The following is a 16465-nucleotide window of genomic DNA, read 5'->3' on the forward strand; positions in this document are numbered from 1 at the left end:
TGTGTATGCCGTATTCTTCGACGGCGAAGTGTATGCGCCGTTCCGGCACGAGGACTTTGAGGTGGTGCGACATGGCGAGTGAATACGCCAGGTGGCAATGCGTTCCGACAGGGTACTTGAACCGGTATCCGATTTCAGCCGCATAGAGACAGTGCCGAATGCGATCACTATGAGGCTGCGGCAAGTCTGCTGCAGCTATCCGCGATGGCTTCCGGTCTGGTGGTCGTTGATGCGGCACTGTCATTGCTGGCGATCCATATGCGTAAGCCGAACTGGCTGGTAGAGAAATGGCTGCTTGTGCTTCTCACCATGATCGTGGTGGACCTCGTCACGGTCCCGAACTACGGTGCACGCGGCGCCGTCTATGGCTATATCGCCGGCTATGCGGTAGCAATGATTGCCGGCATCGGGTTCTTTATCCGGTCCCGTGAGACAGTCGCGGTAAAGCAGGCGGTGTAACCGCCGGCGCGATCTCCAATGATACTTTCGGATTGTTCAAGCACATAAGACCACCCGCGGGCAATCTCATGCACCATGAGGCCTGAGGCCGCAGCGGCACGCTGCGGCCTCACTCGCGTTCAAGGCCCTGACATACCTCATGTCCGCTTCAACTGCTTTTTGCCGTACTCGCCAAGATATCGGTACTTGCCGAAGTAATAATGCGCGCGGTACCAGCGGCCTTCGATCTTCATGCCATTGAGCAGCACCCCTTTGACCTCCGCCCCGCTCTGCAACAGCGCCCGCTGGGACGCCTGCAGTTCGCTCACGGTCGTCTTCTCGGCGAGCGCCACCAGGAAGACTGCGGCTGCCTTGCCGGCCAGGATACCGGCGTCGGTGGCCGCCAGGATGGGCGGGGTGTCCAGCAGGACCAGATCGTAGCGCATCGTAAGCGTGTTGAGTAAGGTATCCATGGCGGGGCTGAGCAGGACGTCCGCCGCATGCGGCGGCTCTCTCCCCGTCGGAATGAAGTCCAGGCCGGGGGCAACGTCCCTTTGCACGGCCTGTTCGAACGACGCGCCAAGCAGCAGCTCGGTGAGTCCTGGCTTGCGTCTAGCGCCAAAGCGCCGGTGTAGCGATCCTCGCCGAAGGTCGGCATCGATTAGCACCGCGCGCCGGCCGCTGGCGGCGATCGCCGCGAAATTCGCGCAGATAAAGGACTTGCCGACCCCCGGTGCGGGCCCTGTGATAACCACGGTCCTGTTGCGGCTGCCGGCCAGTGCAAACTGCAGGGCTGTGCGGAAACTGCGCAGCGTCTCTACGGCAGGGTCGTCCGGCTGCAGCCGGACCAGCAGCCCGCCGTTGTTCGGGGCCTTCTGCACCTGCGCCTCCTGTGCGCTGAAGGGAATTGTCGTGTAGACGGTCATGCCCGTCCTGCGCTCGATCTCATCGGCGTCCGCCACGCCGCCGTTGAAGGCATGATGGAGCACGACTGCCATGAGACCGGCGAACAGGCCGACGGCGACTGCCAGCGCGGCAATTACCTCCCGGTTGGGCCGGATCGGGCTGAGCGGCACTTCGGCCGAGTCGACCAGGCGCGAGGAGCCCATCTTGCTGGCCTTCATCAGCCTGAGCTGCTGCAAGTCATTGAGCACTGACTGCAGCGTGTCGGTGCTGACCTTCACGTCTCGCATCAGGCGCATCACGTTCTGCTCCACGTCAGGCAGCTTCTGGATGCGGGCTGTCATGCCGTTGATCTGGGCATTGACGCTGGCGATCTGGTTGTCGATCAGCGAAATGGCAGGATGGTGGGGCGTGAAGCGCGCGTCCAACTCCTGCCGCTTCTGCCGAAGCTCTTGCAGCTTGGTCTGCAGCTGCACCGACTGGTTCAGCATCAGTTTGGATTCTTCCGGCAGGTCAACGGTACCGCGCTGGTTGCGCATAGCGTTGTAGCGGGTCTCGGCGGTCGCGGCTTGCTGCTTGAGGCCGGGTAACTGCTGCAACAGAAACGCCAATGACTTCTCCGCTTCGGCGGCCTTGCGCAGCACGTTCTGTTCGACATAGGCATTACCGATTTCATTAAGCGTGGCAGCCACCATCGCAGGGTCGTCGCCCTCCAGGGAGATACCAATCACGCCACTATGTCGCCCGCGCTCGGTGATGATGATCTTGCTCCGCAAGTGCGTGATGACGGCGCTGCGTGGGAGCCGGCGCAGCTCGAACGCGGCGTCACGGCGCGCCTCGAGTGCGCTGACCAGCAGGCGCACGGGCCCAGCCGGTGTTGCGATCGACAAGGGCGTACCGACCTTGCCGTTGCCCGTGATGTCGGAGCCATGGAGCGATACCGAATAACTGCCGTCACCGGTTGCTGTCAGCCGGATCTTGCGGCCTTCCATCGACATAGGGACATCTAAGTCCTGCACGGTAATCGATTCGCGCCCCCAGGCGAAGCCCCCCCAGCCGAGCAGGCTGGGGGCGGACAATTCGCGGTTGAGTTGGGCGATGGTCTCCCCAATCAGGGGAAAGTAGCGCGGCCGCGCCTCGATATCCAGACGCAAAGACGCGACCGCTTTGCCGAGCACCATGCGCGAACGCAACAGTTCCATTTCGGCGGTAGCCGCCGGCTTGATGTCCAGCGCCGGCGATATCGACGTGGCTAGCTTGCTAGCCGTTGCGCCAGGACCGTTGCTCTCTTCCACCTGGACCACGATGTCGCTGTGGTAGACCGGCGAGGCGATCAGGGCGTAGAGCAGCCCCAATGCGATAACGACGATGGCGGCACCGAGGAACGTCCGGCGATAGCGGACCAGGACATCGAGGTAGGCGGTCAAGTCGACATTCTGGTCGTGCTCGACCGGTGCCTCGATCGCGTCATCTCGCTCGCTTGTCGTTCTCATGTCGCTCTCCTGTGGCTGCCCATCGACGCAACGGCGTGCTCTTTGTTCCGTTTGCGACAACCCACGTGCCCAGCTTTCACGATCGCTCGCAGCGGAACAACGTCGGGGAAATGATCAAATGGCGATGCGTGCGCATGGATGCATCAACCCTTGATGTTTCGTGAAGCCGAAAAGGTGGTGGGGGCGTCAGCAAGTCCAAGGCGGCCTGAACCCAGGCACGATCGGGGACAGATTCGGCGCAGGCGGCTCCATTTTCGGCACACCTCCTTTGCCCCCGGGCCATCCGGTTCCGAAGGGATCACCAACACATCTCCGGGATGCCAGGACAATCGGAATGAGCGGACCCGGCAAGCAGGTGACCAGGACCTCAAGGACACCCAATCGCCCTGAGCTCAAATACAGCGCGCTCAGCTGCGGGCACAGACTCAGCAAGTCTGGCACCAACATCAGGGTCAGCAGCGAGAGGAGGAACAGTCCGTGTGGGCGCATGGCACTCCTCCGCGACGGTTGTGCGAGGCCTATCCAACGCTAAGAGTTTCCTGCAGGCGGCGTCGTGCTGCGATATATGTATGTGCGCAACACCACAAAACTCCGTTAGCCAGATGAAGCGAATCGTGCAGAAGGGAGCCCGGTCCAAGCTGCGGCATGTACGGAGGTTTGGCTGTGTGTGCTAACGAGCGAGGGCGCGCAACCAATGCGCAAGCAAGAAAACCGAGCCTCAGTGAGAGGCTCGGCATGTAGAAATGCTAACGGGCTCGTGGAAGTTTGCCCGTTAGAGTAAGGGGCTAGTTTGATTTCGGTGCAATTTACGACGGTTCGCAAGCCCAGCTGGGGCGCGGGTTCTCAAGCGTAAGTTGTGGTTTATTCGAGGTTTGCTGTTCGCCTTTGCTTGACGTATCGGGCTTGGCCCACTTGACGGGAGGCGCACGAGATACAAGGCTGGCAGAGCACCTATTTGGGCGCGCGCGAGGTGCCGCGTGAACTCAGCAGTTTCGAATTGCAGACGTTTTTCACATACAGCCGCGCCGAGCACGAACTGATCGGGCGACGGCGCGGCGCAAAAAAATGGCAACGTATCAGGAACTCCTGGCGCAAAAGCAAGCGTTGGAAGCCAAAATCGAAGAGGCGCGCACAACTGAGGTCGCGGGCGGCATCGTCGCGGCCGGCCCGCGGGTACAGCTTCCGCTGCTTCCGAGAAGGCGCCGCTACCGCCGAAGTACATGGATCCCAAAACCGGCAAAACCTGGTCGGGATGTGGCCGGACGCCCGCTTGGCTGGGCAAGCGGCCCGAGCGTTTCCTCATTCCGCAGGAATAAAAAAGCACACGCGTCGTTGGGGGGCGACTAGGTCGACCATCCGAAGCGGATACGGAGCGCCCCCAAGCTGAGAAATTACCTGATCGGCTCGGGCACGTAAAAGACGACATGGAAAGAAGTAGTGCCGGGGTATAACGGCAGAAGTGGCCGCCGTAGGAATAGGTAGGCTGTTGCGAGCGGGGCGCCTGACGTGAGCTTGAGATCCAGCCTTGGCCAAGATCTGCTTGACCGCCCATAGGTGGGCATTTTGAAGTGCCTTAATCGTCGCATCCCTCTGAGCGTGCAACGCCGGCAGGGAACCTTGATTCCCCTCATGATGTACAATTGAAATGTACGCATCAAGCAAGGAGCACTTTTCCATGCAAACCATTCCGTTCTCTGAGGCAAGAGCGCACCTCGCCGATGCGCTCCGGGGTGTAGAAGTGGCACAAGAGCCGCTAATGATCTCCCGGCGCGGGCAGGCTGCCGGCGTCTTGATGTCGTGGTCACAATATCGACAGCTGGTTGGGTCTTCCTCTGGCTTTTCTGCGCGCTTAGCAGAGTGGCGCAAAACGCATGTGACAGTGGAGGATGAGGGCGATCCCTTTGCGCAATTACGTCAACCTGATGGGGGAAGAGAATTCTCATGGTGAGCGCCGTGAGTTGGTTGCTGGACACCAACATTGTTTCAGAGGCCATGCGGCCGAGACCTGAGGTCGCGGTAATGGAGAATTTGGCCCGCTACGAGGGGGAGCTAGCAATTCCAGCCCCGGTCTGGCACGAGCTCCGCTTTGGTTGGTTGCGCATGCCGGATGGCCAACGGAAGGACGCTGTTGGCCGTTTTGTGCAAGATGTCGTGGGCACTTTGCCAGTCTTGCCTTATGACGCTGCCGCAGCGCGGATCCACGCAGAGCTGCGCCAGTCGCGCGAGCGGGCTGGATTCACATTGCCATTCGTGGATGGGCAGATTGCATCGGTGGCGATAGCGCACGGGCTAACCCTGGTGACGCGTAATACAAAGGATTTTGCGGAATTGGCTGGTTTGCGGCTGGCGAACTGGTTCGGCCTCTGAATGCCGCTACGCGTCGGTTTACATCATCTTGCCTCGACATCCGGTCCAGCCAACGGAGCGCCACCGGTCGGCTTGTTTGCTTCAAGCTGCTTTGCAGACCACGGATCGCACCGCCGCCACTTAAAGTATTCCGAGAGGATTGGCCGGGATTCGTTAATATCTGAAGCTTCAGATATTTGCGAATCCCGGGCGTCCCTCGTCAAGCGCGCGGGGACGGGTGTGACGGTGCTTACGCCGCGCTCGATCGTCGAGGTGCTTCGAGCAGGGTATGTGCCGGATTTGCATTCGACGGCAGAGATTTGGGCTTTGAGAAACAAGGGGAAGCAGGGTGCAGACGGTTGCGATTTTGGATTTTGAAACGACGGGATTGTCGCCAAGTCGAGGTGACCGAGCGACGGAAATTGCTGTCATTTTGTTGCGCGACGGCGAGATCGTCGACCGTTTTCAAAGCTTGATGAACGCTGGAAAGCGTATCCCCTCGCAGGTTGTAAGCCTGACCGGAATCACCAATGACATGATTTCAGATGCGCCTGCTGCGTCGAAGGTCATGAGTGAAGCGGCCCGGTTTGTCGGCAGACATCCGGTGGTAGCCCACAATGCTGGTTTTGACCGAAGATTTTGGCAAGCCGAGCTTGGGCTTCTGGACATCGCAGCCAATCAGCACTTCGCGTGTACGATGCTCACCTCCAGGCGTATCTACCCACACGCTCAAAATCACAGGTTATCGACACTCGTCGATATGCTGCAATTGCCTAAGACCGGGCGTGCACACCGAGCGATGGCCGACGCTGAAATGACCTGTCATCTGTGGCATCGACTGCAATGCGATATCGCTCAAACGTACGGAGTGAGCCAGGTCGATTACGCACTCATCGCCCGTGTCCAGGCCACCAGCAGCGCTAAGGTCCCGACGCTTCTGCGGTCACTAGGAGCGGCGTAGACGTTAATCATCATCCACCAGTTGCCGAATCCCTTTGATTTGGGATGATCGTACTTTTGGTGCGGAATCTGGCGGTTTGGCTCCCTGCCGCACAAAGTGCGGGCAGCCACGAAGCCTTGCTGCAAGCTGCTCTCCGGCTGGCTACCGCCCGATTTTGCGCAAAATGTACGACTACCCCAGAACCCGCCTTCAACCTTGCTCACTCCCCCCGACGTAGTCATATGTGGGGTGATCGTACTTTCCGTGTAAAAAATGGCGGTAGCAGGGCTCGCAGCCGCCTGTGGCAAGGCTTTTCGCCGCAATGAGTCTCGCGCGATCTGTGTATGTGTAAGTCCTTGATGGATTGGCACTTTCCGGGACAAACCGCCAGAAAATGCACGGAAAGTACGATCACCCCGGAATGAGCTGGGACGGGCAGCGCGAGATGCCCGCCTGGCTGCGGCGGGCGGTCAATGCGGGGCAGAGCGTGGAGTTTTTCCGGATCGGATAGCTTCGACGGCGGATTAGCTTGGGGGCGGTCGTCTTGTGGAAGTGGACTCACACCATTCCGCGAGGCCGCGCGGGGCGATGGCCAGCCGTCAGGAGCAGCCAGTGCTCCCCTAGTACCGCGCTCTGTGGCATGGGTGCCCCGGCTACCCCGGTAGTGAAACGGTCAGCTCGGGTGGCGCTCAGCGCGTGCACATTCCAAGTCGAACAGCAGCGCGCGCCGTTCGTCCAGGAAGTCTACGAACAGTCCGGGGGTCGCCAAAAACATCGTTGACAAGACGGGCTTCCAGCAGGGGACGCATGTTCACTCGCGGTGCGGCAGGTACGAAGGCTCAGGTCAAGGGCCGGGTTGGCGCTCGCCGCTGCGCCGCGTGCGGTTGGTTCGCAGTATTGACTAGCGAAACACGAAAACCGGGATCCGGCAATGCGTCAGGACTTTCTGGGTTTCGCTGCCGACCAGTAGCCCCTGCAGGCCGGCTCGGCCATGCGATGCCATGACAATGAGGTCACAGTTACGTTCCTCCACGGTCCGGATGATCGCCTCATAGGGGTGATTGTGGGTAACGCTGATCGTCTCGCATGCCACCGCCGCTTCATGTGCTGCTTGTGCGACCACCGCCAGGTATCTCTCCGCATGCATTTCGGCAAGTTGTGCGTAGCGCTCCTGGCTATCCTCCAGCATGTCGACCCGATGTGTGAAGACATGGAATTCCGGGATGACAAGCAATCCAGTGATCCTCGCCTCAAATGCCTTGGCGAGTGTCACCGCCATGCGCACGGCAGCGTCGGAGAGTGCCGATCCATCGGTGGGCACCAAGATATGCTGAAACATGTTGGCCTCCTCATGGCCGGCCGGGCCATCCGCCTCGCCCCCCTGGCACGCGTTACGAACTTACTGTAATGGTATGACAATCGTTCCTGCTCTGACGTGACGCGCTCCTCGATTCGCTGATCAGGGGAACAGGGCGACTCGTGGCGGTGTAGCTCCCTTGTCAGCCTTGGTGCTTCAACAATTTGGTGTCTCCGCCTGGGCGGCAAGATTTCGCCTTCAGCCTAGCACTGCAGCAACCCGTCAACAAAGGGCCGGCGGCGGCAGCGGTACGCTGAGCGAGAAATTCTACGGCGTTGATCGCAACGGGAGGATTGCTCACCTGCGACAGCGGGATGTTGCAGCGCCGCATGCCATCGGTGTACAGATATTCCGATGACCTCCTGAACCAGGATCTGATCCCCGACCGCATGTACAGCGCGTGGCACGCCAGGAAGACGGGCAAGCGAGCCCTCCTCAGCGACAAGAGGCTTTCGTGGCATAAGCGCGACGATACTTCCGTCGCATTTATTCCACGGTCCTCTTGCCCCCCTTCCGGGCCGTTTCGTAGTGGCTTGCTGCTTGTTATGCCGGGCTGTCAACCCAAGCCTATATTTGACACAGTGCCAGTCGTGCTGCGCGACGCACTGCGATGATTTCGCTAACAGGAGGGCAAGATGAACGACATCCAATCCAATTTCTCCATGCACAAGGACGCATTGACCCGTGACGTCGATGCGCTGATGACCGACGTGCAGGCGCTTCTTCATGATGTCAAAGCCGAAACCGGCGTAGGGACCAGCCTTGGGCGCCACGCACTCAAAGCCCGGCAGCGCGCGCTGCAGGACCGCCTCGTTGCGCTGCGCGAAGAGAGCCGCACCAGAGTCTCCGAGTGGGCGACAACGACCGATCGCTACGTCCATGAGCATCCGTGGCATAGCATTGGTACCGTGGCCGCCATCGCGGCAACCACAGGCGCTATCGTCGCGCTGGCTGGCAGCCACCGTTAGGCATTCGTGACTGCGGCGCCGGCATGGCAATGACACGTGGTAGTCCCGCATGGGACACGTGGCGTTTGCCATGCCTGCAAATGGCTGCAGCCCCTTGCCGGAAGCAATTCAGGAATGGCCGACATTTGGCGGTCTGGCTCGGCCTGGTGCCTCGCCAGTGCTCTTCGGGAGGCAAGCCTCGTCTGCACGGCATTAGCCGGCGCGGCGACACCTACTTGCGGACCTTGCTCATCCACGGCGCGCGGGCGGTCTTGCGCTACGCAACGACAAAAGCTGATCCGCGAAGCCTCTGGCTGCAGCAACTGATTGCGCGATGCGGGCACAACTGCGCGCCGTCGCACTAGCCAACAAGAACTGGCGCGTCATCCAAGCGCTGCTCAGCAGCGACTCGACCTATATGACGCGAAGCACGGCAGCATAACCCCAATACCGCTTGCAAGGAGAGGATGGCCTCGTCGGCGGACATTCGTGCCATCATGGACTTGCGGTAATGGCTGCTCGCTTCTATCGGAGAAGGCTTCTTGGGTTTCCCTCTCTAGGAGCATAGGAAGGGCGTCCTGGCGCGACAGCTGACCGCTGTCTCAACCCAGCATAGAGGAGCGTGAAAATGGTCGAATCGAGACTTTGGAGTCGGACGGGCACAATGCTGGCCGCAGCGGGACTACTGGCACTATCGGGCGCTGCCCTGGCTACCGAACAGTCGCAGCAGCGGCAACAAGGCAGGGACGCAAACCAAGCTGCCAAACAGGAGGCGCGCTCAGGCAAGGTCGACTGCCGGGCCGCAAACCAGAAGAGCAACGCCGAGTGCCGACAGGACAAGCGCGGCACGAAGCAGGAGGGCCGCCAGGAAAAGCGGGACATCAAGTACTGATGGAGAGTATCGGTCGATTCCCGTGCTCGCCAGCAGCAGAGCATGCATCGGCCGCTTGGCGAACCTTCGGCTGAGCGTGCTGGTCTCGCCCGTAAGCGCCGCGATGCGCCGGGCAGATCGTAAGTTGGCAAAGCAGCACAAAGCGCTTGATTTCGCTCCAAAAGGTGAAGCCCTCAGCGCGCTCGGCCGTGGAATCAGCAGGAGGCTACGCCGCATTCAGTGCAGGCCGAGTCGGGTATCGGCGTCAAGCGGTTTCAGCTGGTCTGGGTGTTCGAGAATGAGAAGGTGCTGAACGTCATCAGTTCAGGATGGACATTCGGCGGGCAGGTACGCGGTGTTGCATTGATGCCGGGTTCGCCCGCCTAGCCGACAAGCCGGATGAAGTTTATGTGTCGGCTGCTTTGAGTTTGGCGTCATTTGAAAGAACAGCAGCAGGACAAGCAAGGTTCCGTTTCCTATCATGGATCGAAGCCGACTTCTCCGGCCTTTGCTTGTACCATGCCTCCGACCGAATCCGAAGCCCTCTCCCGTTCCCCTGTCGATCGAGTCCGCCCGTGCCCATTTTTTGTGAAGGTGATGGCCGCCGCGGGCACGGCGGGGTTGCTGGCTGGCTGCGCCATCACTGCCGCCCCCGACTCCAGCATCGACTTCCGGAGTCGCGCGCTGACAGCTACCGAGGAGGGTATGACCGTATCTGTAACGGTGCTTTCGGCACGCGAAAGTGCGTCCCTGTATGGACTGGCGCTTGCGAAAAAAGGGATTCAGCCAGTCTGGGTCGAGGTCAGGAATGAGGAAGATCGTCCTTATTTTCTTTTGTTTCCCGGGCTCGATCCGAACTTCTTCCCGAGCTCCGAGGCCGCCGACGCGTTCGCCGAGGGCGAATCACGTGAAGTGCGGGCAGAGATCAGCGAACGCTTCGGGCGGCTTGCCTTCCGGAACCCGGTTTTGCCTGGGCAAACTGTGTCAGGCATGGTATTGACCAATCTCGAGGAAGGCGTAAAGCTGATTCAACTCGACCTGGTGGCCCACGGTCGCGTACGAGCGTTATCGATGTTCACAATCGTGCCAGAGTTCCGCAGTGATTATGACGCAAGCGCCGTCTTCTGGCGCGAGGTTTATCCGCCCGATCTGATCCGCAGCTACGAGGACGACGACGCCTTCCTGGCGGCGCTTGAGACGTTGCCTTGCTGTGCCACCAATGGCGATGGCGCGAAGAACGGCGACCCGCTGAACCTGGTCGTCGTAGGCGGGCTCGAGGATGCGTTTCCTGCGCTGGTGCGCCGCGGTTGGCGCCCGACTGAGACAAAGTGGTCGGGCGCAATCATGAGGGTAGTGTCATCGGCTATCTCAGGTGAGCGGTATCTCAATGCGCCAGTGAGCGACCTCTTTCTTTTCGGGCGGCCACAGGACCTAGCGCTGCAGAAGGCGCGCGACTCGATTCACCAGCGCAACCACCTGCGGCTCTGGCTGAGTCCCATGCGTTATCACGGCAAGCCCGTATGGGTCGGGCAGATCAGCCGTGACATCGGGAGTCGCCTGACGATCCACTCGCCAACGCTGACGACGCACAAGATCGACCCCGATGTCGACGAAGCGCGCACGGCGCTGGCAGAAGACATGGCCTATTCCCAGAGTCTCGCCATTGTCGGATATGCTTCCGGCGTGGGCGCCGCGGCGCCAGAGAGCCCGCGCGAGAACCTGACCACGGACCCCTACTATACGGACGGTGATCGCTTGGTTCTCGTGTTCGACCGCCGTCCCTCCTCTCTCGCTGCGGTCCGGTTCTTCTCGCGGCGCGAACAGGACGGGCAGCGCCGTACCACACCGGGAATCGGGCGATGAGCCTGTCGCCGGCCATCTGTCGCGGTCTTTGCGCGGTGGCGGGAGTCATCGTCATCTTGTGCCTCGCTGCCGGCTGTTCTGCGTGGCACCCTCCAGCCGAAGGAGGAGATGCAGCATTCCGTGCCCGCGCCGTGAGCATCACGAAACAGGATGTGAGCGTAACAGCGGCTGTACTGAGCACGGCCGACAGCGAGCGTATGTTCGGCGCGGATGTCAATGCGACAGGCGTGCAACCGGTCTGGATCGAAGTCAGAAACGGGACGTCACAACCGCTGAGCCTGCTTCGCACGGGCAGCGATCCTGACTACTTTTCGCCATTGGAGGTCGCCTGGCCCTTGCATACGTGGTTCGACGGCAGGACCAATGATCGTATAGACGAATGGTTCAACCTGCAGGGATTCAGAAACCCGATTTCCCCAGGCGAGACGCGTTCGGGTGTCGTGTTCACCAATCCGGATCGCGGCACCAAGTTGCTGAACGTGGATTTGCTGGGCAATCTCTCCCTGATCGCCCTCACACTCTTCCTCAAAGTGCCCGACGATGCCGGGGACCCGAGCTTTTCCCGTCCGTTGTTTGCGTACCCAGCCTCCGCCATCACGGACTATCAGGACCTGGCATCGTTGCGCTCCGCTCTGGAGCGTCTGCCATGTTGCGCCACCGATGCCACAGAGCAGACCAGCGAGGATCCGCTGAACGGCATCGCTATCGGCGACATCGACGATTTCGGGGCGGCCATGGTGCGACGCAGCTATCGCCGAAATCAGCAAGCCTTCGACAATGCCCAGTATGTTTTCGGCCGCATCCCGGACGCGGTCCTGCGCAAGCAGGCACAAGCCGGAGCGCCGGCCACCTGGATACGAGCCTGGCGCGCCCCCCTCAGCTTCGGAGGGCGGCCCGTCTACGTCCTGCAGTTCGGCCGTCCGGTGGGCGGCCGCTTTGCCGCGAGCAGCGTTGCCCCGGTGCTGCATGAGAATGTTGATGAGGCACGAAACCTGGTGGTCCAGGACTGCATGTATTCGGAAGGCCTGGAGACGCTTGGCTTTGTCGGTGGCGTCGGTCCCACAGCCCACATGCAGGAGCGGGCGACACTAGGTGGCGCGCGCTACTTCACTGACGGGCTGCGCGCGGTGATGTTCTTTGTCACCCGGCCGCTGAGCCTATCGGACTTGGAGATTCTGGACTGGGAGCCATATGTGAATCCGCATGGTGCTCCCACCTCCAAGGAGGTGAAGCGTGCCCACGAATGAATCGATCCCAGCCAGTTGCAAGGGCATTGTGCGCACTCTGAGGCAGCGCGTCAGGCGCCTGAGCGGGCAGGGCGCATCGGCGGGGCTTTTGGCATGCCTGGTCCTGGCCGCTTGCGCCCCAAAGCCGCTCATTCCGTACTCCACCGAAACACCGCCACTGGTCCTCCTGCCGGCGTCCTCCGCGGGCATGCAGGACGCCCGAGGGCGCTTCCGCGAGATTTTCTGCGAGGTGCTCCAGGCGAGGCAATCAGAACTCCCGGACTACCGCCCTTGCGACGATGCATTGACGCGCATTTCGGAGGAACCCACCGGCACCGGCAGCCCGGTCGATCTTGGACTGTCGCAACGACGTCTTGTCGCGATGGTGGTTCCAGGTATCGGGTATGAATGTTTCGCGCCATGGCTAAGTCCGCCCGGGACCGTCACCGCGCATCTGAGGCGGTTCGGCTATGACGGGACGTGGATCAAGGTCGATGCCTTGTCGAGTTCCGAAAACAATGCGCGTCAGATCCGCGATGCGATCATGTCGATGCCGGTGGGCACCGGCGCACCGCGGCTGGTGCTGATCGGTTACTCGAAGGGCGCGCCCGACATCCTTGAGGCAATTGTCAGCTATCCGGAAATCCGCAGCCGGGTGGCAGCGGTGGTTAGCGCCGCGGGTGCAGTTGGCGGCTCGCCGCTTGCCAACAACGCCGAGCAATACCAGGCCAACTTGCTGCAGCACTTTCCCGGCGCAACATGCCAGCCCGGAGACGGTGGCGGCGTGCAAAGCCTGAAACCAGCTGTGCGCAAAGCGTGGCTGGCGAAGCATCCGCTGCCGGCAGGTCCCCGTTACTATTCCCTCGTGACTTTTCCCCAGCGCGAGCGAATCTCATCAATTCTCACATCGAGCTACGACAAGTTGGCGCGCGTTGATGCGCGCAACGACAGCCAGATGATTTTTTACGACCAGCTTATACCGGGCAGCGCCATCATCGGCTACGTCAATGCAGATCACTGGGCACTGGCGGTCCCGATCGCCCGGACACGCCCGACGATCGGCGCGATGTTCGTGACCCAGAACGCATACCCGCGCGAGGCCCTGACTGAGGCCATCCTGCGGTTTGTCGAGGAGGAGTTGGCGAAATCGTCCCGCTAAGCGCGAGCAGGCCCGACCGATGTGCCAGTCCTGCCTGGCTGACAGTGGCGGTGGTCGACCAGCAGGGCGCCGGGGTCTTCTTACATTCGCTGCTCGTTTGTCTTGAGTGAATCACAGGGAGACCGTGATTATTTTCCTTATCGCGGAAGAAAAAGATTTCATTTCTGTTTTTTGGACGGATGTCGCTACAGTGGGGCAGGAGGAAGGGTGCCGAGCCCACGTATGTGGCGGTGCAGCGAAGGGGAGATATCTCCCGGGCGAAAGGATATCTATAGCCTGGGCGATGCAATCAAGTCGTTGGCTGCCGTTCCGCACCCTTGAGCGACGGACTGGACAATAGGGCCAGGGCGCTGGTATGAGGCTTTTTTTCGCGCCGAAGATCTGCGCGCTAGTGCAGCCGAAGCGCTGCCACTGGCAGAGGTCCGCACGCGCCATTGAATTTGGGGCAAAGCAGAAAAATGCAAGGGAGAACGGCATGAAAGGAAGGACTCTGCTGGCCATGGCCATGGCCATGGTGATGACGGCGACCACGTCGGTCTGGGCGCAACCTGAAAGGAAAATGGATGTTACGCAGGCACCAGGGCAGGCGAGTGCCACAGGTACAGTCAAGGCGACTGCCAAAATCACCAAGATCGACGCACCGACGCGAACCGTTACAATGAAGAGGACCGACGGCAAGGTCGTGGACCTAGTGGTGGGCGAGGAAGCCAGGAATTTCGACCTGCTGAAGGTTGGCGATGTGGTTACCGTTGAGTACAAGGAGGCGTTGACCGTGAGCCTGAAGAAGGGTGGCGGGCCGCTTTCCATGCAGGAAAGAGAGATTTCGGAGCGCTCTGCCCCAGGCGCAAAGCCTGGCGGGACGGTTGGCAGGGAAGTAACAGCCACGGCCGATGTCGTCGCGGTGAATGCCACGGCCAAGACCGTTACGCTTAAGGGGCCCAAGGGGCGCACCGTCGACCTGATCGTGGAAGATCCGGAGCAACTTAAGAACATCAAGAAGGGAGACCGGTTGCAGGCGATTTATACGGAGGCCGTAGCCGTGTCCGTGCAGCCGGCCGGCAAATAGCGCGATAGAGGACCGGTGGGCGTTACTCCACGGGCGCTCTTTTGTGCTGAAGGAATGGGCTTGTGGGCTGCCGCCCGAAAGCGCGTCGTCCCAGCGGCGACATTCCGTGCCGCGTAGCGGTGCCCCTTGCCTCGGCATCGTAGTCCAGTTGCGTCGCCGGTTCGGGAGAAGCGCCCGGCCATCGCTCTGACGACCGCGCCGGTTGCGAATAGTCGATTTCTGACGGACGACGGGCGTGTCGCCCACTTGACGCCATTCCAATTGCCAGATCGTGCTTCACAACAGGAGGCAGCCAATGGAACGGAAGATTTCGTTTCGGCGGCGAACGCATCTGTGACAATCTGCAGGTGCGAACCGACAAGCTCGACGATCTTGTATGGCAGCAAGTTGTGGAGTTGCTCAGGCAACCAGATCGATAGGCGTCGGTTCCTACGCAGCGGTAATAGGCGTAATCCCGCTGATGTCCACTGAGGGGAGAATACGAACGTCGACTGGACGTGTTGGAGCGAAATGAAAAGAACGGCTTCGACACCACCAGCCTGGACAAGCAGCGGCTTCAGCTTGAAAAAGGCAAGTCACGACTGATTGACAGCTACGCGGACGGCATCATCGACAAGGCCGACTTCGAGCCGAAGATGCAGCAGTTGAAGAACCGGCTTGAGCAGATTGAACAGCAGATCCTGGAATCACGGCGCCACGGAGCAGTGCAAAGCGAGCTGTTTCTGGTCATCAACCGGCTTGAGGAATTTGCAACCGCGGTCACCGAGAGGCTGGAGACGATTGACCTTGAAACGAAACGCAAGATCGTTCTGGGGCTAGTCAAACGTGTCGAGATCCACAAGGATGAAATCGTCGTTGTGTTCCGCGTCGATCCGCAGCCGCCGGCTCCAAGCAGCGAAAATTCGAACGACTCAGACGAGGGACTGGAAAATATGCAACATTGTAGGCGGCGTATGTACGACCGCCTGCGCGCACAGGTGCCCGCCCCGTGCGCGGGCACCTGTGCGCGGACATGGACTATCAGGACAAGCTGGCGCGCTTTCTGGAGAATCACGACGAGCCGCGCGCGGCATCGACCTTCCCACCTGAAGTTCATGCGGCTGCCACGGCGCTGACCTTCCTCTCGCCGGGCTTGCGGTTCTTCCACCAAGGACAGTTCGCGGGCCGGCGCACACGTATCTCGGCGCATCTGGTGCGCGCCCCGGAGGAAGCGGTCGACGGAGCGCTCGCGCAGTTCTATGACCGGCTGCTTGCCGTGTTGCGCCAACCACTGGTTCGCGATGGAAACTGGTCTTTACTGGAATGCGTTCCGGTCTGGGCCGACAACACCACGTCGGACAATTTCATTGCGTTCCGTTGGGTACGAGCTCCGCACGAATGGATGTTCGTGGCCGTGAATTACTCGCTGCTGCAAAGCCAATGCTTCGTGCGAACTCCCTTCACGGAACTGGGGGAGCGGACCGTTCGGCTCCAGGACCAACTCAGCCCGGCTGTCTATGATCGACCGGCCGATGAGCTGCGCGGCCGTGGGCTTTTTCTGGACATGCCGCCCTGGGGCTACCATGTCTTTGACGTGCAACGGATTGAATGACAGGGACAGTTGGCCGCGCTGGGGCGGCATCAGCTAGTTTCGGAGGGCGCCCCGTCAAACCAGCCGGCGCACGCGGCCCAGAACCATGAATATGACGGCTACGGTACGCGGCATCTCAGGCTCGAGTTTCGCAAAACTTGAAGGAAGGCAGGGCGGTGCTTTATCGAGGGTGAAAGAGGTGAGCCGCGCATAGGTTCCACGATGACGGAGAAGCGGCGTGCGTGATACTTTTCGCTCGCCAGCCGAGGCCGATTGGTTGGCTGGC

Annotated in this window: 15 protein-coding genes and 3 pseudogenes; 16 read left to right on the forward strand and 2 right to left on the reverse strand. The window is 60.7% G+C overall.

Annotated features, from left to right (window positions below; translation table 11 throughout):
• The first annotated feature begins 204 nt into the window (after positions 1-204).
• Positions 205-459 carry a hypothetical protein gene (locus K307_RS03010; protein WP_042876228.1) on the forward strand — a complete coding sequence of 85 codons (255 nt, stop codon included), beginning with the start codon at positions 205-207 and terminating at the stop codon, positions 457-459.
• Between the two features lie 137 nt (positions 460-596).
• On the opposite strand, the gene K307_RS03015 is transcribed toward K307_RS03010, so the two are convergent.
• On the reverse strand, positions 597-2834 hold the full coding sequence (locus tag K307_RS03015; RefSeq protein WP_042876230.1) for a polysaccharide biosynthesis tyrosine autokinase: 2238 nt from the start codon (positions 2832-2834) through the stop codon (positions 597-599).
• 1065 nt (positions 2835-3899) lie between these two features.
• On the opposite strand from K307_RS03015, the pseudogene K307_RS45335 reads away from it, so the two are divergent.
• The 5 genes and pseudogenes from K307_RS45335 to K307_RS48965 form a co-directional block, all read left to right on the forward strand.
• Positions 3900-4150 (forward strand): annotated as a pseudogene (locus tag K307_RS45335) (H-NS family nucleoid-associated regulatory protein).
• Positions 4151-4509: 359 nt separating this feature from the next.
• On the forward strand, positions 4510-4782 hold the full coding sequence (locus K307_RS45340; RefSeq protein WP_196251510.1) for a type II toxin-antitoxin system Phd/YefM family antitoxin: 273 nt from the start codon (positions 4510-4512) through the stop codon (positions 4780-4782).
• A complete protein-coding gene (locus tag K307_RS03020; protein WP_042876231.1) occupies positions 4776-5201 on the forward strand; it encodes a type II toxin-antitoxin system VapC family toxin in 426 nt (141 codons plus the stop codon). The genes K307_RS45340 and K307_RS03020 overlap by 7 nt, the downstream gene beginning before the upstream one ends.
• Positions 5202-5529: 328 nt before the next feature.
• Entirely contained in the window at positions 5530-6141 is a 612-nt protein-coding gene (locus K307_RS03025; RefSeq protein WP_042876232.1) for a PolC-type DNA polymerase III, read from the forward strand.
• A 397-nt stretch (positions 6142-6538) separates the two neighbouring features.
• Positions 6539-6631 (forward strand): annotated as a pseudogene (locus K307_RS48965) (H-NS histone family protein); the annotation flags it as partial.
• Between the two features lie 390 nt (positions 6632-7021).
• Here K307_RS48965 and K307_RS03035 read toward each other — a convergent pair.
• Positions 7022-7459, reverse strand: coding sequence for a universal stress protein (locus tag K307_RS03035; protein ID WP_042876233.1), 438 nt, complete (start codon positions 7457-7459; stop codon positions 7022-7024).
• 653 nt (positions 7460-8112) lie between these two features.
• Here K307_RS03035 and K307_RS03040 point away from each other — a divergent pair.
• The 10 genes and pseudogenes from K307_RS03040 to K307_RS03070 all read left to right on the forward strand — a co-directional run bounded on the left by K307_RS03040 (position 8113) and on the right by K307_RS03070 (position 16200).
• The gene (locus K307_RS03040; RefSeq protein WP_042876234.1) at positions 8113-8445 is read left to right on the forward strand and encodes a DUF883 family protein; all 333 of its coding nucleotides are present in this window, start codon (positions 8113-8115) and stop codon (positions 8443-8445) included.
• Between the two features lie 101 nt (positions 8446-8546).
• Positions 8547-8866 (forward strand): annotated as a pseudogene (locus K307_RS45345) (transposase); the annotation flags it as partial.
• A 186-nt stretch (positions 8867-9052) separates the two neighbouring features.
• On the forward strand, positions 9053-9316 hold the full coding sequence (locus K307_RS03045; RefSeq protein WP_051974602.1) for a hypothetical protein: 264 nt from the start codon (positions 9053-9055) through the stop codon (positions 9314-9316).
• Positions 9317-9535: 219 nt separating this feature from the next.
• Positions 9536-9682, forward strand: a complete 147-nt coding sequence (locus K307_RS47360) for a hypothetical protein (protein WP_155301047.1) — start codon at positions 9536-9538, stop codon at positions 9680-9682.
• Positions 9683-9892: 210 nt separating this feature from the next.
• Entirely contained in the window at positions 9893-11158 is a 1266-nt protein-coding gene (locus tag K307_RS03050) for an LssY C-terminal domain-containing protein (protein ID WP_051974603.1), read from the forward strand.
• Between the two features lie 131 nt (positions 11159-11289).
• Positions 11290-12405, forward strand: coding sequence for an LssY C-terminal domain-containing protein (locus tag K307_RS03055; RefSeq protein WP_230625423.1), 1116 nt, complete (start codon positions 11290-11292; stop codon positions 12403-12405).
• Between the two features lie 58 nt (positions 12406-12463).
• Entirely contained in the window at positions 12464-13543 is a 1080-nt protein-coding gene (locus tag K307_RS03060) for a hypothetical protein (RefSeq protein WP_042881176.1), read from the forward strand.
• Positions 13544-14018: 475 nt separating this feature from the next.
• Positions 14019-14609, forward strand: coding sequence for a hypothetical protein (locus K307_RS03065; protein WP_042881178.1), 591 nt, complete (start codon positions 14019-14021; stop codon positions 14607-14609).
• A gap of 497 nt (positions 14610-15106) precedes the next feature.
• Entirely contained in the window at positions 15107-15724 is a 618-nt protein-coding gene (locus K307_RS44095; RefSeq protein ID WP_230625424.1) for a hypothetical protein, read from the forward strand.
• Positions 15622-16200, forward strand: coding sequence for a hypothetical protein (locus K307_RS03070; RefSeq protein ID WP_155301048.1), 579 nt, complete (start codon positions 15622-15624; stop codon positions 16198-16200). The genes K307_RS44095 and K307_RS03070 overlap by 103 nt, the downstream gene beginning before the upstream one ends.
• Positions 16201-16465 lie beyond the last annotated feature (265 nt).

It is taken from the genome of Cupriavidus necator A5-1, assembly GCF_000744095.1.
GTDB lineage: Bacteria > Pseudomonadota > Gammaproteobacteria > Burkholderiales > Burkholderiaceae > Cupriavidus > Cupriavidus necator_A.